Source organism: Endozoicomonas sp. ALB091 (assembly GCF_049310265.1).
Lineage (GTDB): Bacteria > Pseudomonadota > Gammaproteobacteria > Pseudomonadales > Endozoicomonadaceae > Endozoicomonas.
In genome coordinates this window covers 1,182,514-1,206,133 of sequence record NZ_JBLYNQ010000008.1, presented here as the reverse complement: position 1 = coordinate 1,206,133, position 23,620 = coordinate 1,182,514, and the positions used below count along the sequence as shown (strand labels likewise).

Sequence of the window (23,620 nt, the reverse complement as noted above, 5' to 3'; positions counted from 1 at the left end):
ACAATGAGTTGGTTAACGTTAGTTGCTAAGCAATCAGGAAGCATCAGTGGTGTTTCAGTCTTTTTACTTTTAATGGGAACTCTGCCCATCAGGGTATTCGCCGTTGATTTAATACCCGATGGTATCGGCCTCTCCGGTGGGAAATACATTTTCGATAAAGCCAACATCAGTAATGCACGCATTGCGGCACGTTGGGATTGGGATCAGGACTTTATCAGTCACCCCAGGTGGAAGCTGGATGGCTATTTCGACCTTGGCTACAGCCAGTGGCAAAGCCATCTCTCTGTCAAAGACCAACCCAGCCCGAATGGTGCTGATAAAGCCTGGCAGGTTGGTTTTTCACCAGTGTTTCGTCTATCTCCTGAGTTACGCTATGCCATGACGCCCTTCCTTGATTTTGGAGTGGGGATCAGTTATCAGTCCAAAAAAAACATGGAGAAGAAACTCAAATCACCTATTAATATGGGCGGCCATACACAGTTTGAGATTCGTACCCTGGTTGGCTTCCAGTTTGGAGAAAAGAAAAATTACGAATTGTCTTACGGTTGGTTTCATTATTCTAACGCCCATTTACACCCGCAGAACGAAGCACTGGATTTTCAGGTGCTGAACTTCACTGTGAAGGTAAAATAATCAATCCTTACTCTGATGGCCTGTCAGTGTTGCTACTGACACTCGACTCTAAAGTTTTTGCCTGACCATTAAGTTAAATTTGAGCAGGTCTCACTGCTGCTACTCGGGCTTCACGGCTGCGCAAAGCCTTCATCGTGGCAACAGGAGGCCTGCTGTACCAAGCTTGGTTGCAAAGTAATGTATTGGCAACTTTTATATGACCATGCTTATACGTGTTCTTCCCTGCGCTACCCAATTTATTGATCATCTTGACCAGGCTTTACGTCAGGCTTCGCATGCTCAGCGACTGACTATGAAGCAACGCTATTTTTTAGCATTTGTCATTTCAGCAATGATTCTGACTCAGAAGCTCTGCTGGGCAACCATGGAACGTCGAAGTCTTGGCCAATACACATCAGCCGCCTTATGGTGGATGTTTTATCGATCCGAAATTGTCTGGCATCTACTGCTACGCATCAGTGTTCTGGTCATCATTGATCGTTATGGCTTATCAGAGGGAAATCTTCTTATTGACGACACTGGGCGCTCACGATCCAAGCGGACCAAAAAGATTGGCAAAACCCACAAGATCAAGGAGAAAAAGACCAATGGGTATATCAACGGTCAGGAGCTGGTCTTTCTGGTTTTACAGACTCCGCTGGTAACCGTTCCTGTTGACTTCAGGTTCTACATGCCCGACCCGGAGATGACCGAATGGCGGAAAACAAGAGACTTGTTAAAAAAACAGGGGATTCCTCCAAAGGATCGGCCCCCCAAGCCAAAGCCCAACAGTGAGTACCCAACAAAACAGCTGCTGGCACTGGATATGATCCAGGCTTACCAGCGACACTTTCCCAATATAAACGTCACTGGCATTCTGGCGGATGCTCTTTATGGGGATGCCAATTTTATGGATAGAGCTTCTTCGGTCTTCTCGGGAATACAGGTGGTTAGCCAGTTACGCTGGAACCAGTTGGTGATCTACAAAAACAAAGAAGTGAAGCTGAAGGCCTATTTTGACAGTTACCTTGGGCCTGGTGTCAAAAAAACGCTGGTTATACGAGGTGGAAAAGAGCAAAAGGTGACGGTGCTGTCTGCCCGGCTCAAGGTCAAAGCCCATGGGCAGAAGCGATTTATTGTTGCCTTGAAATATGAGGGAGAGGACGACTATCGCTATCTGGCCGCCACGGATGTTTCCTGGCGTCATGATGATATTGCCCGGCTTCACACGCTGAGGTGGTTGATCGAGGTGTTCTTTGAGGACTGGAAACTTCATGAGGGCTGGTGCAACAGAGCCTTGCAGCAAGGCATTGAAGGGTCTGAGCGTGGCGTGATCCTGAGCGTGCTGTGTGACCATATGTTGCTCCTTCATCCTGAACAATCTGCCCGCCTGGAACACAAACAGCCAGCGCTTACCGTTGGCTGCCTGGTCGAGAAACTCAGAATCGATGCGTTGCTGGATATCATCAAGATAGTTGTGGAGTCAGAAAATCCTCAAGAGAAGCTCAAGAAACTGACGGAGTCTCTCGAAGACTATCGCCCGTTGAGAATATCCAGCAAGCATATGGCAGGCAGGGAGCTGGGGAGAATGATGCCAACTGCCTCACTCAAGTACCGTTTGCCGGAATATCAAACACTCGTGCATTAAAAACTTGAGAGTCGAGTGACAGGCCATTTTTGTTTCTGACCCTGTCAAACCGTGATTGGCTGCTCACCAAGATCAGCCATGGCTCAGTTCGGATTAAAATCATGTTCAAACAACTCAATAACGCAACAGCTAAGCCTGTTGCGTGGTCATCTTACACAGCAGCAGTGTTGTGTGCAGATCCTCATATTGCCAGACAAATGATGGCCTACCATCTAAACCCGGATATCAACGCCGCCTCCAGATCGTTTGATTTTATTGATGAATCGGTCAGCTGGCTTATTTCAAGCTTTGGCCTTAATCAATCTTCAACGGTCATAGACTTTGGCTGCGGCCCGGGGCTGTATACCCAGCGCCTGAAAAAACAGGGAACAGGCACTGTGGTGGGTCTTGATTTCTCTCAAAACTCTCTTGAGTACGCAAGCCAGCAGGCAGACCGGTCGAACCTGGACATCGAATACCATCTGGGCAATTACCTGGACTACTGGTGTATCCAGTCTTCCTTCTTATACAGACCTGAACTGGTCACCCTGGACAAGTATGTTATCTGTGAAGAAGAACGGGAGTGGACGGTCTATAACTGGCTACAGTACTTTACCCTTGACATGCTGCGCAGTGAGCTTGAACAACACGGCTTGGAAATTCAGGCCACTTACAGTGATTTGCGCGGCAGGCCCTGGACTGATGGTGATGAAATCGCGGTAGTCATTGGTCTTAAATAACCACCGTGTTTATAACAGGGGCGATGATATCGCCTCTGTTAAAAGCTCCATTGATGGGTTAATTGCTCAGTTCAATAAATAAAACCGGGGTTAGCACTCAAGACTTTAACAGCGTCCCAGGCTCAACGGCTATCTCTGGAAATTTGCACAACAGCTTTTTATCCCAAGTGACCAATGGGCAGTCTAACGTTTCCGCCAATACCACAAAAAACGCATCGTAGGCCGGGTGTTTTGCATACGTGGCTACTTCCAGTGCTCTGAACCATAACTGCTCACTACTGGTTACCGACGTTATCAGGGCTTCGGCTCTTTCGATTGCCTGTATTGCCTGTTGAAGACTCAGCTGCTGATGGGTTAGCCACTGCCAGGCAACATTAGAGAACTCAGAGCGGAACAGATCAGGTACATGGATGTGCTCGACTTTTGCCAATACGGCCACAGCTTCCTGCCGATGCACGGGTTCATTAAACAGAGCATAGGCAAAGACCATGGTATCGATAACGGCCCGGGTCATGGCCGCCCCTCATGTCGCCAGGAGTCTATGTCTTTGGCTGAGGTTTCCGGCAGCTCTTTCCAGCTATTTCTTATAGCTTTAATCAGGTCAGACTTTTTCTGATAGCGAGCTTCCAGCAGTTCACGAACCTCTTGCTCCATCGAGCGGTTGCCTGCTTTGGCACTGGCTTTTAATCGTTCTATCAGTTCGTCTGGCAGGTTTCGTATGGTCAGGGTGGCCATGAATTGTGCTTCCTTGAGCGATGTGATCCATTTCCAATGCTAGCACATTGCTAGCGAAGCAATTGTTTTATTATTTTGATGCTGTATCACTTTTCTTCAGTTGAAGCATTCCGGTGGTTATCGGTCTTAAATAACCACCGTGTATGTAAACAGGGGCGATGACATCGCCTCTGCTAAAAGTTCCATTGACGGGTTAATTGCTAAATTCAGCAATGGTTCTCAAGGTTTCCAATACGCCTCGGGCAGCCTCCCGGGCATGGTCATTCACCGGCTGATACCTGGGCTGATAGAGGCAATTTAATGGCCGGTCATAAACCGGCCTCATCTCATCATGAATAATGTCATGGTCCTGATAGGTCAGATAACGGGTTTCCAAAATGATGCCACTGGCCGGACCACCCAGTTTGCACATCGCCCAGCCTGGCTCAAGCTGCTGAATACCCTGGGAAAAGGTATCATAGCTGAATGAACGCCTCAGTTTATTCAAGCGCCAGTAAGTCGAGTCATTCACGGCATCTATTTCAACCCCGTCAACCGTCAGCCTGAACTGGGCTTCCTCATTCGACATTACATTAGGATCAATCCCGGTGCCGTAAAAATTAACCTCTGTAACCACCTCATCGTCAAGATAGTGCTTCATACTTAACAACAACTTATGGTGATCATCCACGGCATTGGCCAGTGCCGACAGCAAAAGCAGAGATAGACAAACAGTTCTTGAAACCACGCTGGTTACTCCATAGGCAGAATATAACGACTGGCAGTTTAGACACCTGTAAAGCACTTAAGTTCTGTATTTGGGAAAATGAATATCAGGTGCGACACAAAAATTGCAAGAAAATGAGATCGGGTACGATAACACCGGCTGACTGCAACAGAGGCGACCAGGATCAAAGAATCGAAAAAAAGCCGCGTTCCAACGGAAAGCGGCTCTGGATTGTTTATCGGTTCAGTGGCTTCATACCCGAACTGTCTCACCCTCCTCTACGGGCTCTGATGCTTTCCCGTCACGGCGGGGAATACGAATATCATCCACCATATCCTGCACCGCTTTGGGTGGTGCTTCCGTAGCATGGCAAACCACCAGGGAGACAGCAAAGTTGATCAACATACCCAGGGTACCAATGCCTTCTGGTGACACGCCGAACCACCACTGTTCCGCAGTCCCCCCTAGGAATTTGAAGTAGATAATATAAGAAGCCGTAAACAGCAGGCCTGTCACCATACCGGCAATCGCCCCTTCACGGTTCATCCGCTTGTAGAAAATACCCAGAAGAATCGCGGGGAAGAATGAAGAAGCCGCCAGGCCAAAGGCAAAAGCCACCACCGAGGCCACAAACCCTGGCGGGTAGATGCCTGCCAGACCGGCCACACCAATAGCAGCCGCGGCAGCAATACGGGCCGCCAGCAATTCTTGCCTATCGGTAATGCCGGGCATCAGATTCCGCTTCAGCAGGTCATGGGAAATGGAGGTGGAAATAACCAGCAGTAAGCCAGCTGCGGTAGAAAGGGCCGCCGCCAGACCTCCGGCCGCTACCAGTGCAATGACCCAACCGGGGAGGTTGGCGATTTCAGGGTTGGCCAGCACCATAATGTCGCGATCAACATACAGTTCATTGGCGTTGCCAGTCTGGTTATTGCTGACAAGTCGTTCACCACTGTCACCCCGCGCGTCAATAAACGACGGTTTACCTTCAATCGGAGCACCGGGGTGATACTGAATTTTGCCATCGTCGTTTTTGTCGACCCAGGCCATCAAACCAGAGTTTTCCCAGTTGGCAAACCACTCAGGCAGCTGCTCATATTCAGCTTCAGAAACCGTCTGCAGCAGATTGATACGGGCAAAGCTGGCCACCGCTGGCGCTGTGGTGTAGAGCACAGCAATAAACAGCAGCGCATAACCGGCCGATTTACGGGCGTCACGCACCGTTGGGGTGGTGAAGAAACGCACGATAACGTGGGGTAAACCCGCAGTACCGACCATCAGCGCCATGGTGATAAAGAACACGTCAATGGTGGACTTGGATCCATCGGTATACTGGGCAAAGCCTAGTTCCTGAGACAGGCCGTTCAGTTTCTCCAGCACCGAGAGCCCGGTGCCTTCAACGTCACTGCCAAAGCCCAGCTGGGGAATCGGGTTGCCGGTAATCATCATGGAAATAAAGATCGCGGGCACCAGATAGGCGAAAATCATCACACAGTATTGCGCTACCTGAGTGTAGGTAATGCCTTTCATGCCCCCCAGCACAGCGTAAACAAAGACAATACCCATCCCGATCATGACCCCGATATTGATATCCACCTCCAGATAACGGGAGAAGACAATACCGACGCCGCGCATCTGTCCGGCAACATAGGTAAAGGAGATAAAGATAACGCATATAACAGCAACCACCCGGGCGGTCTGGCTGTAGTAACGTTCAGCGACAAAGTCCGGCACAGTGAACTGGCCAAATTTGCGCAGATAAGGTGCAAGGCACATGGCCAGCAATACATATCCCCCGGTCCAGCCCATCAGATACATGGCCCCGTCACGCCCCATAAAGGAGATAATACCGGCCATGGAAATAAAAGAGGCCGCCGACATCCAGTCCGCTGCGGTTGCCATACCATTGGCGACGGGATGAACGCCGCCACCGGCCACATAATAGTCTTTGGTTGAGCCAGCCCTGGACCAGATAGCAATACCGATATAGAGCGCAAACGATAACCCGACAAAAAGGAAGATCAGTGTTTGAGTCGCCATCTCACTCTTCCTCCTGAACGTTGTATTTTCGGTCCAGACGGTTCATCAACCCGATATAGACAAAAATCAGAACCAGAAAGGTATAGATGGAACCCTGCTGGGCAAACCAGAAGCCCAATGGAAAGCCGAAAAAGCTGATTTGATCCAGCTGGTCCACAAACAGTATGCCGCAACCAAAGGAAACGGCGAACCAGATCACCAGTAAGGAAAGTAGTATGCGTATGTTCTCCCGCCAATAGGCGGCAGCTGCACTTTGATGATTACCACGGGAAGGATCAGCAGACATGAAAAGACGCTCCTGAAAGTATTATTGTTTTTCTTATCTTCAGTCACTGAGGACTGCCTGAGTCTCAGACAGTAACAAATGTGGGGACATGAGCATCTTAGACTTTAGGCTAATACCGGTTTAACACTTTGTCTCAACCCTGTTAGCCCGGATATTTCATAAACGTGCTCCCGCTCTCGCTTGTCCTTTGCCCCTCTAAGGGAGTTTTGTTCGGTCGACCGTACTCCCCGGTACGGCGCTCCCTCACAAAATCCCTTAGAGCGACAAAGTCCTGCGCGAGATTCGGGGCAGTTTATGAAATATCCGGGTTAGGCTTACAGTCTCTTAAATTGGGGCAAGTTATTGAAAGTACTATTTTTAGCCTGCTCCTTAAGATAGCTCTCAGCCGTTAGCAGAACAGAAGTATAGGATTTATCAGGGCTGTGCCCCGGCAATATAGATGATAAATATTCATGGAGTGCCGCAAGATTAAGCCACCTCCTTTGAGCCGGGCCTATACTTTTCTCTAAACTCAGTAGGCACCGAAAATCATAGCTTCCAACTTCTCTACCCAAAAAAGAGCAGACTTTTTCAATCAACGACTTAAGAAAGTTTACTCTCCCATGTACTTCCCCTTTGAAAAAAACAGCATTTATTCTTTCACTAATCATTAAATATCCAATTGTTTGAAGCTCCTTTCTGATTCTAAGCACCTTTTCCATGACACTTTTATTTTCAGAGGGTTCAGAAACACTTGCTGTTGCAATCAAGGCAGGAAACTCGCCTGCTATTATATTGCATCTATTTTCTCCCACAACCCCACTACCGTTTTTGCCGGTATTCCTTGCAATAAAAAGCCTTGCCCTGGTAACAATAGCCACCGGTTCATTATCAACTTCCTCGCCAGCTGCGGATAATATTTGCAAAAGATAATCAAGCGTAAAAGCGATAATCAGGACTCTTTTATGTGTATCATGCAAGCTGGGGAGACCAAAAATATTATTGCGCTGCAGGTAGCTATCAAGCTCATTTGGACGGTTGGAAATCCCGCAGATATTTTCTATGGCCTCTTTGAGAACCTTTAACCTGTTGCTGGCTTTCGTTTTGCTTGATACGTCCATTGTCCATATACCCTGCAACACCATGGAAAGCATCTCGATTGCAACCTTGAATTCATACTTTTCAATTTCATTTCTGATTAAGTTAGCCTGCTCTGCCAAATCCATTGCAGCAGTATCCAAAACAGGCATAGAAACACTCATCAATCGTTGTTTCTTTGTGGGAGGGCCAGAAAAACCCGTTTCCAGTGCTGCTTGCTTTCTTTTCAGAACAGATGAAGTTTGAACTTTACTACTTCGAGCAGCCTCTTTTGCCACTATTGAATAATAATTTTGACCGAGTGTTGATGCATGAGGTGGGCTATCGTCTTGAGAAAACAGGAGTTCATCAGTGAGCTTTTCATCACATTGTAATTCAAGGTCCATTGATTTGCAGGAATTCGATATAGCCAAAGGTGAATCACAGGATATTTTCTCACCTGAATCCCGCACTGAGAAAGCTTTTGTTACATCAGCGATAGCAGCAGAGACTTCTTCACAGGACTCCCCTGAAGCCGATGATAATAACGACTCTTCCTTGCGATGCGATGTATTTGAGCCAGAATCATGGCATGCTCTTTCATTGTCAGCAGAAGCCAAAAGTAATGGCTTCGGAAAGGTCATGACAATCCTGTTAAAACGTCCTGGCTCCATCAAAGACTCCATGACTTCAGTCTTGACGTTGCAACATCCAGCACCTCTATCAATATCAATGGGCTCTCCCTCAGACGCAGGTTCTGCTGGCAGAGACTCTGGTTCTCTGTAGAACCTCTCACCAAAGTGAAAGGGAAAATCAGATCTCACGGTCTTTTGCAATAATTTCAACCGGGCATCAAGCCGTTCAATAACATAGCCGACATCCCTGCGAACCCACAAGCTTCCAACATCGGAACAGGGATCAAGATGATTATTTAAAAACTGGCACCAGCGCCACAGTAGTTTATTCCTATTCATAGTCGTTGTGACGGGCCTTATCTGCTTTAACCAAGCTGTCAACTCCCTGCTTTGATTTCGCCACTTTAAAACAGCCGCTTCAGACCATGTATTTAAATCTGCCTCCATGGTGATGAATTTTTTGTATCGCTTTAACATTTTCAAATCATTGGCATTAATTTCTATATCTGAATACATTGAATCCTTTAACCATCGATTTACCACATTTTTTCTCATCCGATCAAAATCAGCCCTGAAAATCCTGACAAACAAAGGTATGAAATTTCTGATCATATCTTTCCATAAGGCAAAAGACTTATTGGTTTTACAAAAGGCGGCCACATTAAAAACCTTATTAGTTTCCGTTTCATAAAACCTGTACCTCAGGTAATAGTCTTCCAATGTTAACTTTCTGGCATGACTGACAATGGTTTTTTTTTGCTGATTAGAAAGAAGAGCCTGACTACCCTGATAAAACTTCAGAAGAACTGCAGGTAATAATGTTAACGGCAGACTACCCACTTTGATATTTACCGGAAGCACCTCTGCTTCCTTACTGAATTTACCTGCACCTTCCTTATTGAATGCCTGATAATCAATCAGAGAAATTTCCGAATCAGAATCTCTCACCAACTGGATAAAAAACGGGTCAAGCCCATTGCGTTCTTTTTCAAAGGACAGCAACACCTTAAATGCTGTTATTGAGCAGCTGTTATAGTCTTTCTGAAGATATCCAGACGCTGGGGTGGTCAAAAAGTACAGGCTATTGTCTCGAATATTTTGTACAGAATCTGATATCGCGGCAATGATAAAATTTCTTATCTCCTTAGCTACACAGCTTTTCGGCTGTATTGTTTCATGCAAATAAACAACAATTTTATTACCTGTCTGGATAAATCTGACGGCAATCATGTGTGCAGCAGAATCATTAATAACAAGCATACTGAAAACAGCCTGTCCTCTGCCATTTTCAAGATGTTCAGAAGTGTATTTTTTTAACGCATTTAACGCGCCTTTATCACTGATACGACCACAATTAAAGACCGCAGGGCAGATTCCATGTTTTCTTTTAAGCACAGAGAGTTCTTCAATCGCTCTGACCGGAAGATGGTATTGCCCATTACTTATCGCTATATCTTTAAAATCAAGTGTCTCCTGGAGCAGAGGGTTCATCTGAACCGTTAGATCTTTATTTTGATAGGTAGCCACTATTTCCCAGTATGGTAAACCCTCATCAGAGAATTTATACTCCAATATCACACCTTCACCGGAGGATAATGTGATGAATTGCCCCTCACTGTAATGAAGTTTCGTCTTGTCATGATTTGCTAAATCTGGATGATAAACCCCAAGATAGCTGCCCTTCTTCAGTATCTGGCTGGTTGAGCATCGTACCTCGTTTACATTGGCATGAGCAGAGAGGGCATCAAGCACAGTGACTACTGAAGAAGCATCCAGACACTCTGACTCTCCACTACCTTCCGTTGTTGGTAAATCAACGTTATCAGCCATCATTGGTTCAAGGTAACATTTAAATGCAGCATTATCATTTTGATCCAGAAGCAAGGTCATTACTCGATCAATAGACCCAAATTGCTGTTCAGGATCATTTGTATACGTTATTCGACCTACACTGTGCCGTTGCTCTAACTTTAATAAAGGCAAAGGGGGCAACAGTGGATCCCGAATTTTATTGGGGAGTTGCAAAACAACATGCGACAAACCATCAATCACATAGCGTGATTTGGATCTTTTAATATCACGGATTAATAAGGTGTCATTCGCCAGAACCGACTTTTCCAACACCGTCATTGGCTTAATAGATGAATCAACAGGCAAAACACTAAGGCTCCCGAAATTTTATAGGTAAGAACATATTTTAGATAAACTATTTTTCCATTAGTTCACTTTGAAATTAATGATACCGCATTCCTGATAGCTATTTTGGACATTTGATCAAGATAGAATGAGGAGCCATACCATTTGGGAATTAGAAATTTCGCTTGTTATAATAGCAGGACTATTTTGAGTCATCGGGTATTACGGAGCATTCCAATGAAAATCCTGCTGCTCAAAATGGCTGCGCAGTTTACCTGGGAGGTGGAATGGTGATGACTGGCAGCTCCCGCACTGCTGGCTACCAGTGGCGATACCATGGCAACCAGAATCCCTGTCAGGTGAGAACCATAACCGTACTGTCTCAGTATACCTGACTAAGACTTACCGGAAAAAAAGGCCGCCATTACCTGTCGGGCTTCTTCGGAGACCATTCGCTCAGCAAAGACGATCGCTTCATCATCAATGCGTTGTTGAACATCGCTGCGACGGTTCCGGGTAATCAGCTGTTTGGTCAGCAACAGTGCTTCACGGGGCTTTGCTGCCAGCTCTTTAGCTTTTGCCAGGGCAAAATCAAAGACTTCTTCATTGGCTATTACCGCATTGGCAATGCCATATTCATGGGCGCGCCGGGCATCAAAGAAATCACCCAGCATCAGCAGCTCTGAAGCCCGCTGTCGTCCCATAATATCCGGCAACAGCAAACTGGAGGCGGCTTCCGGCACCACGGCGAGATTCACAAAAGGCAAACGCAGCCGGGTGTTTTCCCCCACATAAACCAAATCACAATGGAGCAATAACGTCACGCCGATACCCACGGCAATACCGCTGGCTGCTGCCACAATCGGCTTTTTCTGTACCGCGAGCTGGCGTAGCATTTTTATGGCTGCCGGTTCTTCAGAGGTGTCCCGGGTCAGAAAGTCCTTGAGGTCATTACCAGCAGTAAACATATCGGGCTGGGCAGCAAAGAGAATCACTTTAACACTGTCATCCTGATCAGCACCGATCAGTGCGTCAAGAATGGCTGCGTACATCGCTGTGGTCAGCGCATTCTTTTTCTCAGTGCGGTTGAAGCGTATCGTCAGGATACCCTCCTGCTGTTCGATCAGTATATGCTTCTGCGGATCTGACATGGCTCATACTCCCTAACACTTTATTGTCATTATTCTGTCGTTCATATTCTATTACAGCTGTTTGCCAATTGGCAGTAGAGAACCTAGGAGGCTGTCCGAGAATAGACTGCCCTACTGCGGTGGCAGAAAATTGGTCTAAAAATTCCGTTTTGTTCGGCAAATAGCCCCGCTATTCACCTCACAAAACGAAATTTTTATCCTCAATTTTCTGCCATCCTCGCTACGGGCGCTATTCTCGGACAGCCTCCTAGCCATCTGTTGTGTGGTTAGCGAGGAATGATTATGACCGTGGTGGCTGGTTGCTCGAATTGGCTATTTTGTTGAACTTATCAGTATCTGTCCGGTCATATTAAGGCATTACCATGAATGCGGATATGCCTACACACTAATTTACACAATGAATTCAAGGAGCACCTGCGATGATTCCACAATCCACCCAAATCCCCGCAAGCCTAATTCCACCTGAGTTCAGCACCGCAAGCGACGTTCAAACTTCCCCCCCCCTCGTCCCCCCGGAACTAAAACAGCTTCAGGACTCCTTTGCCGACCGGTTAAGCGCGGCAAAAAGTGAGTTATCCAAGAACCCTGAGGCGCAACAGGCACTCACCGAAGCACTGGTGGACCGTTTTGGCATTTTTCGCGACAGTGAAAGCGACAGGGAGAATAAAGAGAATTTCCTGTCCATTGCCCTGGCCCAGTGCAATCTTGCCGACCAGGGAAGCATTGAAATACTCCAACAAGTCGTAAGTCTGCAAAATCAAATTTCCGCCTTCGTAAAAAAAGGGGGTGACCCAGAATGCATACAAAACGAAGAACACCTTCTGGAAAATCTGCTAAAAGATCTGGGGGCAAACTCAAGGAAAGACAACAACGAGTGTTCCGGTTCCTTTAGTATGGGCGTTGAACGGCAGGGTTTTGTAGAACAGCATGTCGAAGAATGGTTTCCGGAAGACCTGAGACAGTCCGTTAAAGATGCACTGATCCTCCTGAAGAACCAGATGACATCGGGTACCGATATAGGCCCACTCCCGAAATTCATCACGGATCGAAAGTTTGGAAAGGCACAGGACCTGGCCTATTTTGCCATTTATCTCAAATCCCCTAACCATTTCGTTTTTACCAAGCCAGGGGGTGAATTTCTGCTTAATTCCGGCAAACTGGAACGGCATTTTGTCAAGAATGATCAGCTGCCCACTGTATTAGCAGGCAAAATCCCGGAAGATAAGATGGAAAAGGTAATACAGGCATTATCCCGCCGGGTATCAGAAATGAGCACAGAGGCACTGGTGCTGGCTGCAATCATCACGGACTCCTCACAGGAAAACCTGAAGTCATACCTGAAAGCTGCCCAGATTTTGTCGCTGAAAACACAGGCACAGAAAGACGATCCCAATCTTTCAGATGACACTGCCGTGGCATTCGGGCTAGAGCGCAGTGATGCCATGGTTCGAGGGCACTATAAAAGTGGCGCAGCCGCCCGGAGTGCTGCTGATACGCTGCTTAAAAGCTTGACGCCACTGCCTGAAGATATGGCTACAATGGCCTGAACTTGCCGGTGCTCCCCTTGCTATCTTAAAGGGGCGGCGCTTCCCTGAGAGACTTGCTGAGAATAGCCACCTGCTGAACTTCCCTGCTACCCGTAAAGCTTCACCCCTTGTTTTTCACTCACTATTTCCTGATGCAACTATGATTTCTGGAACTTTTTGCTAACTTTGAGATCTTAGTTTATTTAAATACCATATAAACACAAAGCGTATTATTACAAGGCTGTCAGCAAATGAATATTTCAGGGAGCCCATCTCCCCCTATTGATCAAAACCCGAAGGAAACTCGGGAACATCAATCCCAGCAGATGGATCAATTCGGGTATTCATCAGGTCAACTCTGGTGCAAGCACCTTGTTAAAGAGGCTCCAGGGACTTGTGTAGAAGGCGGCTTATCCGTCGGCACCACACCTTATCCTTCTGCCAATACAGCCACCCCTATGTCATGGTCTCGTGTGCAAGCCTGCCCCGGTGCCACCCATGACCTGCCACAAGGCAATCTTGGTGATGCATTAAAAGCGTTGCTGCAAAGAGTTGCCGAATCCACGGACAAACAGCAGCCATTGCCGGTCAGTGACTATAAAACATTTATCAAATACTTCGGGGAGTTTCCGCCCGGGGTCAGTCCGGATCAGCTTGATAGTGAAGATTACTTTTTAAAAATCAAAAATGATCCTTGTTTTTTTAGTGAAGTACCCCTGGAAAAGTTAACACCAGAAATGTGTATACAGGCATTTGTAACAGCGCCTTATGCGAATATACAGTACATACCCGACAGTATGAAAACCAACGAACTGTGTCGAGCTTTGGTCATTGATGAGCTTAATGCCATTGATCATGTACCTGGTGAGATAATCAAACAATGGCTGAACGATGGTTTTTTTGACTTCCTCCTTGAAAACTATAAAGGAGCCATTAAATACATTCCCGAAGCAGCAAGAACTGATGCACACTTTGAAATTGCCTGCAAAAAATCCCACGTTGCGCTGAATTATTACCCGGAGAACAAGCCCGTCAGTGACCGATTATTAACCATCGCCATCGAACACACCGGGGCCCTGGAATTTTACCCGGACCATAAAAAAACAGCAGAACTTTGTCAGGTAGCCTGTCGACGTAATGGATTAGCATTAGAGTATGTTCCTGAACAACTGAAGACCGCTGAATTATGCCAACTGGCTGTTGATAATAATGCCAGAGCACTCGAATTCATTCCGGAAGCCGTCAAAACATTCGATATGTGTCTGGCCGCGGCTAAAGGTGGAAAATTATCCGGGACGCTTCCCAAATTTCTAACGGAAACACAACGAACAGAAATATACCGTACTGCCTGTACCAGTGGATACTTTGTCTTGTATGATATTCCAGAACAATATATTACTGATCATTTCCTCAAATCAGTCATTACCAGCCAAGAGTACAGGGACAACCCTCTTAAATTCGCTGCAACTGACAACCTTTCAAAGTGGGTAGGTGCTGATAAGGCGTCTGAGCTGTATGCCCTGGCCGTTAGTCTGTCTTCCGAAGCGCTGCGATATGTACCCAGCGACTTTAAAAAAGGGGCAATCCTTGATGCGGCGTTAAAAAATAACCTGTCGGCATTCCAACATGTTTCCCTGGAACACCTGAGTTTCAATGAGCTTTGTCTCATGGCAGCCGTTACCAAAGAGATCGTTAAACCTTTATGTTCGAAGGAGGAAAGACTGTTATTCAGATTGATCAAGCTTAATCAATTACCCTATGTACCAACGGATGTTCAGTTGAAGTTTTTAACCTGTCCCGATATTTCATTGAAAGACAAAATAAGCTTCATTGAATCATTAGATGCCCCGACTTATACCTTTCCAGACAAGGCCCTGGCGGCACCACTGATCTGCCAGCAGTCTCCTTTACCCATCTCATGTACCAATCTATTTTTGATACCCCTGATTTCTACCGCTCACCAGGTTACCGGATTTGCACTGCCCAATGCCGCTGATGGGGAGCAGATCAACCGGTATATTGCCGAAAATATGCCGTCATCGTTCGGGCTGAAGGATGTCCCCGAAGCACTTGGCCAGGCAAACAACCCAGCAATCCGGATAGTCGGTGGGCGGACGATGCAATGTCTGCAAGCCGGTGGCCAGGCCATCTATTTTAAATTCCAGAGAGCCGGGGAACCCCTTGAGACACTGGCCAGGGAGGGCCTGCTTTATCAAGTCATCGCCAATACTCCCGAGCTGGCAGGTAAATTTAATAGCGTGCTACCAGAGTATCGCGACTTTATGCGGCTCCCCCTGGGCAAAGACCTGGAGTACCTGATTAACCAGTTTGATGACCCGGTGGAGATCACCGAAAGCCATGGCCAGCGATACATCAATGTCTTTTGTTACACAGCACCCGTCGCCTATGCCCGGTATGCCCATTCGCCAGACACAGCAGAGGACTGCCCCTGGCAGCGCCCGGAGCAGGGCATCCTCAGGGCCTGTCACGATGCAGGTTACATGACCAGCATGGGATTGGTACCGACCAGTATGTTGCAGTGCCTGCACAACACTGAGGCAGGCCGGGGCTGGGTCGCCTTGCATTCGGCCATGAATCTGATCTCTGACAACGTACACGCAGGCAAATTGACAGCATGGAACACTCAGGCCACCGAAAAGATTGATTTCGGTCACTGTGGCATGCGTGACCTGGGTGATTATGAACGCTTTGGCCATATCCACAGCTGTTTACGACAGAAAGACACGCTTGAAACCTGTTACATGCCCAAGGTCTCACAACGCATTGCCCTGGCTAACAGTATTTGCGAAATCATTGTGTCGGCGGTACTGGTAAGGTCACGCTTACGTCAGGGCTTTGCCGGTTATCACTACAAAAACCCTCAGGCACTTAACGAAACAGCCGCATTTGTTGAATCGGCCTGCAACCAGTTTCTGCTGGGGCTTATGCCCACAGCAGCCGCGCCGATCAGCCTGCGGTTTCTCCTCGGACGGGACGATAACGAGTATCAGGCCTGGCTTGTCCGGGTCGCGCAGGAAATTCTCTACTGGACCGCATTGCAGCCGGATGCACCCGGGTTTGCCCAACTCCCTCTGGGTGAGTATGACCCCACTGACTGCTATATGAACCACATAAACGATCAGCAGCACCTCAGTAAAGCGCTCTACCCTTATGACGCTTATGCCTGCACACGTCACGCGAATTTTTATGATATTTATGGCCAGTTAATATTTGGAGCCGATTTCTCAACATTTCCACTGATATCGTTAATGAATGGGCTGACCAAAATGTGTACTGATATACTGAAGCAGCTGAATCATTCAGGCAGGCGATAAAATGTTAAACATTCATGACTTCCTCACTTTTGCAGGTATTACCACCTGCAGCATTGCATTTTTTGTCCGGAAGTTTTTAGAGCGATCATGTTGAATACCGTTAAGCCACATGACCTCCCCATTAACGGTATCTGCCAGGTGAGTATTCAGGACAATTTTCTCCAGCCCCCTGTAGCCGGTGTTGAGTTCCAGAAAATCCTCCTCTGTTGATTCGATCAGGTTGACCAGCTGCCTGAGGTTTCTGACTTTTTCCGAGCCAACACTGTCAACCCTTCTCAGAAAGATATTGTGATAACCCCGGTTGGCCTCATGGGGCAGGACTTTCAGGATGACAACCACTTCATCTTCATTGGCAAACCGGAAATTATTGAGCAATACCGGCGTCAGGCCTGCGTAGGAAATCAGGTCATGGCCAGCCCCCATCAGCAGCTCCCGGGTCACTTTGGTAAACACCAGTCCCTGGTAGATAAAGTATGAAGGAGCAGACTGACCATCAAAGCCGAGCAACAAATCATTATTGACCGGCTGAGTGAGCGTAACCGTCAGATCAAGGACCTGTTTGTCACGAATGACCCGAACGCCAAGTTCCTCTCCAACCTGCCGTGAGTGCACCACATAATCCATGGAAACCCGCTCACTGCCCCGGAACACAATGGTTTTATCATGGCCAACGGCATACCCGTCCAGCTCCAGGATAACATCATCCGGCTGCAGCACACCGTCAGCCGCAGAACCCGGTATGACATGGCGAACCAGAACGCCCTTGTTTTCTTTCACCCCATAGACGGTTTTAAAAAAGCCATTTTCAAGCTCTTCCGTTTCAATCCCAAGGCTGGGAATCCCACTGTAATGCCCATCAGCAATATCCTGTAAAAAGTGTCTTATGATATTCACCGGCACAATATGGGCGATATTACTGGCTTCGAAAGGACTGTAACCCTGCATTAACACGCCAATGATCTCGCCATTAACCACGGCAGGGCCACCACTGTTGCCCGGGTTACTGGCGGCATCAATTTGTCCGGCCAGAAATGAGAAGCCGGAATTACTGTAAGGTTGATATTCCAGACGGGAAAGAACCCCCTTGGTTGCACTGATTGTATCGCCACCAATGGGATAGCCAAGCAGCATCAAATCCGTTTGCAGAGGAGGAAGCTTACCCAGGGGGATAGGGTTGGTACCGCTGAAAAACAGCGCATTCTCATGGTCATGGAAAGGCACCAGCAAAGCCAGGTCCAACTCGTGGGAAACCCACAGGGGCCTGAGTTTGTAACGGTCCGTCTGACCATTTTTCCTGCCTTCAATATAGGTATGGGCACTGACTACATGGCTGTTGGTCAGCACAACCCTCTGGCCACTGTCTGGCAGCTGGATAATGGCACCGGAACCATATTTCTGCCTTGGGCCAACGTTGCTCCATGGATTCTGGTGGTCATATTGGTTGAATGAGGTATAGATTTTGATGATCGAATCCCTGACGCCCTGATCTTCTGAAAAAACCGGCAAAGAATGCGTCATTAACGGACCGGCCGCATTGCCATATATCGAGACGGCAAGCAACAGGAAACAAAGGGCTTTAACAATGCAATTCAGCCTCACAACCAAACACCTCAAGGGCTAAAGAAAGAAAATTTCAAATTAGCACAAAAAAAATATCCTGCTTGTCCGGGGCTAACGTATGAAATGCTTTATAGATATTTACCTGTCGGACATCTGATATAATCAGATGCATTGAGTGACGTTCATTTTCAGCATCAGGCAACGCTCCATGATTGTTCTTTCTCCCGACTCTTTGAACGAGATATATGCCCGTCATCCTGACTGGTATCCAGCCATTGCCAACCCGCAGTCTGCCCCGGTGTTTATTGATGGACTGGCAGATATCATGGCGCAATTTGACCTGATCCTGCTGGACTCCTACGGTGTCCTCTGCCGGGGCAGCACGCCTATTGCTGGTGCCGCTGAGGCCATTCAGCAGCTAAGGGCAAACAATATCCCATTCTGCGTTGTTTCCAACGACACCCTGATCAACCGATCCGTTGCCGCAGAAAAGTATCAATCCCGGGGGTTTGATTTCACCGCAGATGAAGTACTGACCAGTCTTGATATCACTGAACAGTACCTGCAAGGGCTCACGAACCGTAACCGTATTGGCGTCATTTCACCATTGGAACACCCTTCCAACCACCTGCTGGAAGGCATGGTCCGGCTGAATGGCTGTAATGGCGAGATTCCGGAAAATATTGCTACCCTGCTGTTTCTGACCGGTGCAGGCTGGACGGCAAAAATGCAGGAAAACATGGTCACTACGGCCAATGGGCGTCAGTTTGAACTGCTGGTCGGCAACCCGGACATCGGCGCACCCCATGGTGATCATGTCACCGCAACACCGGGTTACTTTATCGCTGACCTGGTGGAGCAAACCATTCAAAAGGCTAAACCTGTGCTGTTCGGCAAGCCCGATCCTGCCATTTTTTCAATGGCTATCAAGCAACATCAGATTACCGATCCATCCAGAGTCCTGATGGTCGGGGATACCCTTTATACCGATATTCTGGGAGGCAATGCCATGGGATTCAAAACATTGCTGCTGCAGTGCGGGGTATACCAGAATGAGGATATTATGGAAGTGATTGCCAGCACGGGAATAAGTCCTCACTATGTAGCACCCAGACTATAGTGCAGCCAAGATCTGTTATGCATACACAAACATCTCGTTCACACGGTCCCGAGATTGCCGCAAAAGACAGATCAAAAGCTGCTTTGCAGACTTCCCCCGGACTCCCCACTTTGTATGGCATGGTTTTCCCCCACCGGTCAGCCCCTGGTCTCGGCGATGGCCTCTTCATAGGTTGGGGGGGCCTCCCGGATTATCTGCTGGTAGGCAGGTAACCCGGTTGCCTGCTGATAGGTAGGCAACCGGTTTGCCTGCGTAGGTAACTCCGTTGCCTGCTGGCAGGAGGCCTGCTGAGCTTCCGACGATTGGCCAGGATGCCCCGGGCTGGCTGGTGGCACCATGGCATCCTCGTGGGCATCAATCGGAACAGGCTGGTGTTGATGCCTGAAATTATGCAGCTGTCTTATGGCCATTTGTATAAGCTGACGGGTTGAGGCTTCAGGGTTGGTAGACCGCAACGCCTTAACGCTTCGATAAACGGAAATACAGTAAAAAGTAGCTGCGGATGCGCAGCATATACCAAGCACCACAAATAAGGGAGACGCGTGCAAGTATCTATCGTACGCTGGTAACGATGTGTCCCCAGTGCTGCTTTCAGGTGTCAGCACAGTGGGTGGTGAGGTTTCAGTTGCCTGCGGGGTGTACTTATCCCCACACCTCCAGTAGTATTCATCCGACAAATCGCCGCAATCGTCAACTGAGTCACACATCTTATTAGAGGGGACACATTTCATACGGCTTGGGCAAAGAAAGTCATCCTTCACTTCACATTGGCTTAACTTGATACAATCAACTTCATCATATGGGGGATTACAATCTTCGATGCCGTCACACCTCTTACCACGATGACAAGCCTCAGTAGAATCGCACCACACTTTTCCATCTTCACATTTCTTCTGAGGATAACCCGAGACCAGTGTCGGCAATGCCAACAGAACCACCAGGCTCTCTTTTAATCCCGGACAGACGAGACCAATCTCCGGTGACTCCATTACTTGCTGAAAAGCAAAACCCGCCACACTGCGCATCAGGCTGTTGCCGACCTGCATGGCACCTTTAGCAAGCTGGCAGACCCGGTAATCGGACAGGGTAGATATCAGGGTCTTGTTGCCCGGATATACCAATGGACTGGCAGGTACCTTCGAGATGGTTCTGCCATCAGCGGTTCTACTCTTGCGACTGCGACTGCGACTGCAACAAACAGTACCACGGGCAATGGTCTGTGGTGTAGACGGGGATAATGGAAGCTGGCAGGAAATCGGTAGCATGGGTGTAAGGACCTGCTTGGGGAGGAATACTCAGTGCTTATCAATGACCATCAGATCACAGTTAAGTTCACATCATTATGGATGCAATGGATAGATCCCGGGAGGTATTGATACCCTGCTGTTCCTGACCGGTGCAGGCTGGATGGCAAAAATGCAGGAAAATAGGGTCAGTACGGCCAATGGGTGTCAGTTTGAACTGCTTGTCGGCAACGCGGATCAGCGCACCTCATGGTGATCATGTCACCGCAACTCCAGGTTACTTCTACATTTCTACAGACGACACTACCCGCTGCCCGAAAAGCCAGAACCACTTGTGCTTTTGCGGGCAGCGGTTAGTGAGTGATTATTCACCATCCATGCCCAATTGTTCCTCTTTGTTCAAATCCAATGAATCTTCATTATTCAAACCCATTTGAATGGTATCCAATCTTTTTAACGCTTGACTAAGTGCTGCATGCTTGCTTTTCAAATCAGCAGACTCGGTTTCAAGTTCAGCAGACTGACGCTCAAGATTATCCATCTCATTCTGAATACCCTCCAGATCACCGCCTTTGTTTGTGGCTTTATCAAGCTTCCCCTGGCACTTTTTAATGGATTTTTGAACAGAGGCATACTGCTTATCCTTAGCGGTATATTGCACCTTCATATCGGCACACTGCCTTTTGGGATCTGAATATTGGTTAACCAGCTTAATATCCATATCGAATTGAATTTTATAATAACTGTTTAACGCTTTATTAAAATCCATATACTCCTGTTTTCGTTCATCAGATTGCCTGACAATGTCAGCAGACTCTCTTTTCAGGTCATTCATTTTATTCTGAACATCATCGAGAGGTTTGCTTTTACTTTTGCCTTTATTTTTACTTTCAGCTTTATCAAGCTTTTTCTGGCATTCCTGAATCGATTTCTGAACAGAGGCATGTTGCTTATCCAGGTCATTACACTGCTTCAGCAGATAGGCACATTGCATCTCCGGGTCTTCATAGCTGGTGACCAGCCTGATCTGATCATGTACCGGCTTCATCAATTCTTTGAGCGCTTTGGCCCTGGTTAACACTTTTCTGTGCTTGAGTATATCAACACCATCGCTACCATTTTCCTCGTAAGCTTTCATCACTTTATCTAAATGCTCTCTGTTTTCCTTTAAATGCTTACAGCGCTGTTCATAATGCTCTGCCGCATCTTTAAGCTTGTTACCAACATTCTGCTCCCGGGCATTGAGCGTATCCAGCAAGCCCTTCATATTTGTTCTGAAGTCCGGGTGCCTTATCGTTGCATTGGAATAACGTCGAAATGTTTGTGAGAGATGTTTTGCCAGCCATTCAACCCTTAATTCTTTACGGAAACCGTACACAAATTGTGGATCTTTCAGGTATTTCAGCGTTTGCAGATACTCCCTGTCACTGAGATGCTCCATATCATCCAGCTTGTCCAGATGCTCCAGGTATTCTGAAGAATCCCGATCTTCCTGATAACCCGCTTTTTCCAGATGTTTTTCCAGATGCTCCCGTGCTGCAGAAGGCCCCATACCTATTGTTTCAACGGCTGCTTCAAGGGCAGACACATAGGCACTGTCGTTAATGTATGGATCAACCATTGGCTCACTGCCGTTATGTCCCAGAATACTCAGTTCCTCAAACAAAGTGGCCTTTAATGTCTGGATCTGCTTCTGTAAAGAATGGGTTTCCTCCATTGCCTCCTTTGCCCACTGAGCCCTATCCAGTTCTTCCACAAACAATTTTTTTGCGGCAGCATATTGGCTGGCGGTGGATAACGACAATTCAGACTCAAGGCTTTTCACCAGTTCATCAGTACCGTTGAAATCTCCTTCAACCTTTGCCATGACAGGATCCATTACAATATCTTTTACAGGTTCCGTTTCCGGTGTTTTTTGCTTTCGTCGTACCGGGTGAAGCGGTCTTTTCCGGTAAATAGCCCGGTCTACCATTTCCTGAATAATCTTACCCGCTCCCAGCTTTACCGACTCCACGCCTTCTTTTCGGGATTTTTGTTTCAGTTCCTGTTGCAGTCTCTTTTTTCCCCTTGAAATCCCCATGGCAGCCTTGCCACTCAACAGATAATGTTCAATTCCACGGTCATCATTATGGGTATTTTCAGCATACACCGCCTCAAGCCTGCCAAGCTCTTCTAAATGCTCACTTTCCCTTTTGCCTTTATTTTCATCAAGTTTTTCTACTGATTTAGCCTGGCGCTGACAGCCAGCAAGCAACGCATCATGATTTGGCAGCCTGGAGGTTTGCACACCGGGGTCAGAGTTCACCCGTTGATTGGAACTGCCTTTATCAATGCCCGTTTTTTGCCTTTGCCGCTTCTTTTTTTTAGATACCTTTTTCAGGGGGCTGGTACTTTCAGGTCGTGCCGGTAGTGGGTGCTCTTGTTGCAGATCTGGAGCATGCGCCCCGGTTTCGGCTATGGGACCAGGCTCTATCGCTTGAATGGCCCGACCACTCAACGAGCTTGCGTCATCCTCAATACCGCTATCGTACTCGCGCTCCCGATTGCTGGCTTTGGGAGAGAGAGGCAGGCTATCAATACTTTCATCCTCACTGATACCCGAATCCTCAGCAGCCTCGTTGAGTTCTTCGCTTATCTTCCTGTCTTGATGTTGGCTATCCGCAGCAGAGAGGTATTTTTTCATACCCTCTTCTGCCTCACGTTGCTTTGCCCGTCTGCGCATTCTGGCAGAACTATAAGGACCTGACGCGCCAGTGCTGCTGTCTTGTTTTTTGATCTCTCTATGTTCAATCAGCGTGTCATTTTTTTCACTCAACTCATCTTGAGATACCTGACTCTTTTTAGCGACTTCACTCACCCTGGAAACCCGTGCCCCCCGGTATGTGGCGTTGCTGTTTTCTTCCGTCGGCTCTACTGCACCACCTTCACTGCTTGAGGTATTACCCCCAACCGGTCTTTGGCCTTCAATCCCTGGTGGCATGTTTATATCCTGTGATTTTTGATCAACTTTTGATTCCTGTATTTCCTCATCGGCTGAAATCAACTGGAGTTCATGTCACTGGTTTAAAGTTGCAAAAACGTCAGAGAAATATATTGCATTCCATACGCTAC

Annotated in this window: 16 protein-coding genes; 6 read left to right on the top strand and 10 right to left on the bottom strand. The window is 47.5% G+C overall.

The features are described 5' to 3' along the window. Positions 1-3 precede the first annotated feature (3 nt). The 3 genes from ACO6UX_RS21575 to ACO6UX_RS21565 all read left to right on the top strand — a co-directional run bounded on the left by ACO6UX_RS21575 (position 4) and on the right by ACO6UX_RS21565 (position 2,979). Positions 4-633, top strand: a complete 630-nt coding sequence (locus ACO6UX_RS21575) for an acyloxyacyl hydrolase (protein WP_422450354.1) — start codon at positions 4-6, stop codon at positions 631-633. Between the two features lie 196 nt (positions 634-829). Then, a complete protein-coding gene (locus tag ACO6UX_RS21570; protein WP_422445438.1) occupies positions 830-2,260 on the top strand; it encodes a transposase in 1,431 nt (476 codons plus the stop codon). Positions 2,261-2,361: 101 nt separating this feature from the next. Then, a complete protein-coding gene (locus tag ACO6UX_RS21565) occupies positions 2,362-2,979 on the top strand; it encodes a class I SAM-dependent methyltransferase (RefSeq protein WP_422450353.1) in 618 nt (205 codons plus the stop codon). A gap of 97 nt (positions 2,980-3,076) precedes the next feature. Here the strand turns inward: ACO6UX_RS21565 and ACO6UX_RS21560 are convergent, their stop codons facing one another. The 7 genes from ACO6UX_RS21560 to ACO6UX_RS21530 form a co-directional block, all read right to left on the bottom strand. Further along, complete coding sequence (locus tag ACO6UX_RS21560) at positions 3,077-3,493, bottom strand: type II toxin-antitoxin system VapC family toxin (RefSeq protein ID WP_422450352.1); 417 nt, start codon at positions 3,491-3,493, stop codon at positions 3,077-3,079. Continuing rightward, positions 3,490-3,714, bottom strand: coding sequence for a FitA-like ribbon-helix-helix domain-containing protein (locus tag ACO6UX_RS21555; protein ID WP_422450351.1), 225 nt, complete (start codon positions 3,712-3,714; stop codon positions 3,490-3,492). Before ACO6UX_RS21555 ends, ACO6UX_RS21560 begins: the two co-directional genes overlap by 4 nt. Before the next feature lie 193 nt (positions 3,715-3,907). Continuing rightward, positions 3,908-4,441 (bottom strand): hypothetical protein, encoded by a 534-nt coding sequence (locus ACO6UX_RS21550; RefSeq protein WP_422450350.1) that lies wholly within the window; start codon positions 4,439-4,441, stop codon positions 3,908-3,910. 231 nt (positions 4,442-4,672) lie between these two features. Then, positions 4,673-6,460 carry a sodium:solute symporter family protein gene (locus ACO6UX_RS21545; protein WP_422450349.1) on the bottom strand — a complete coding sequence of 596 codons (1,788 nt, stop codon included), beginning with the start codon at positions 6,458-6,460 and terminating at the stop codon, positions 4,673-4,675. 1 nt (position 6,461) lies between these two features. Next, the gene (locus ACO6UX_RS21540; protein WP_422450348.1) at positions 6,462-6,746 is read right to left on the bottom strand and encodes a DUF4212 domain-containing protein; all 285 of its coding nucleotides are present in this window, start codon (positions 6,744-6,746) and stop codon (positions 6,462-6,464) included. A 314-nt stretch (positions 6,747-7,060) separates the two neighbouring features. Next, the gene (locus ACO6UX_RS21535) at positions 7,061-10,594 is read right to left on the bottom strand and encodes a hypothetical protein (RefSeq protein WP_422450347.1); all 3,534 of its coding nucleotides are present in this window, start codon (positions 10,592-10,594) and stop codon (positions 7,061-7,063) included. Between the two features lie 374 nt (positions 10,595-10,968). Next, positions 10,969-11,724, bottom strand: coding sequence for an enoyl-CoA hydratase-related protein (locus ACO6UX_RS21530; protein ID WP_422450346.1), 756 nt, complete (start codon positions 11,722-11,724; stop codon positions 10,969-10,971). A gap of 419 nt (positions 11,725-12,143) precedes the next feature. On the opposite strand from ACO6UX_RS21530, the gene ACO6UX_RS21525 reads away from it, so the two are divergent. Both ACO6UX_RS21525 and ACO6UX_RS21520 read left to right on the top strand, forming a co-directional pair. Next, positions 12,144-13,271 carry a hypothetical protein gene (locus tag ACO6UX_RS21525; protein ID WP_422450345.1) on the top strand — a complete coding sequence of 376 codons (1,128 nt, stop codon included), beginning with the start codon at positions 12,144-12,146 and terminating at the stop codon, positions 13,269-13,271. Between the two features lie 230 nt (positions 13,272-13,501). Next, on the top strand, positions 13,502-16,585 hold the full coding sequence (locus ACO6UX_RS21520; protein WP_422450344.1) for a DUF4116 domain-containing protein: 3,084 nt from the start codon (positions 13,502-13,504) through the stop codon (positions 16,583-16,585). A gap of 12 nt (positions 16,586-16,597) precedes the next feature. On the opposite strand, the gene ACO6UX_RS21515 is transcribed toward ACO6UX_RS21520, so the two are convergent. Then, positions 16,598-18,103 carry a PDZ domain-containing protein gene (locus ACO6UX_RS21515; protein ID WP_422450343.1) on the bottom strand — a complete coding sequence of 502 codons (1,506 nt, stop codon included), beginning with the start codon at positions 18,101-18,103 and terminating at the stop codon, positions 16,598-16,600. A gap of 250 nt (positions 18,104-18,353) precedes the next feature. On the opposite strand from ACO6UX_RS21515, the gene ACO6UX_RS21510 reads away from it, so the two are divergent. Continuing rightward, positions 18,354-19,265, top strand: a complete 912-nt coding sequence (locus tag ACO6UX_RS21510; RefSeq protein ID WP_422450342.1) for an HAD-IIA family hydrolase — start codon at positions 18,354-18,356, stop codon at positions 19,263-19,265. 137 nt (positions 19,266-19,402) lie between these two features. Here ACO6UX_RS21510 and ACO6UX_RS21505 read toward each other — a convergent pair whose 3' ends face one another. Both ACO6UX_RS21505 and ACO6UX_RS21500 read right to left on the bottom strand, forming a co-directional pair. Continuing rightward, positions 19,403-20,530 (bottom strand): low-density lipoprotein receptor class A repeat-containing protein, encoded by a 1,128-nt coding sequence (locus tag ACO6UX_RS21505; protein ID WP_422450341.1) that lies wholly within the window; start codon positions 20,528-20,530, stop codon positions 19,403-19,405. Between the two features lie 343 nt (positions 20,531-20,873). Further along, entirely contained in the window at positions 20,874-23,489 is a 2,616-nt protein-coding gene (locus ACO6UX_RS21500; RefSeq protein WP_422450340.1) for a hypothetical protein, read from the bottom strand. Between the last annotated feature and the right edge of the window lie 131 nt (positions 23,490-23,620).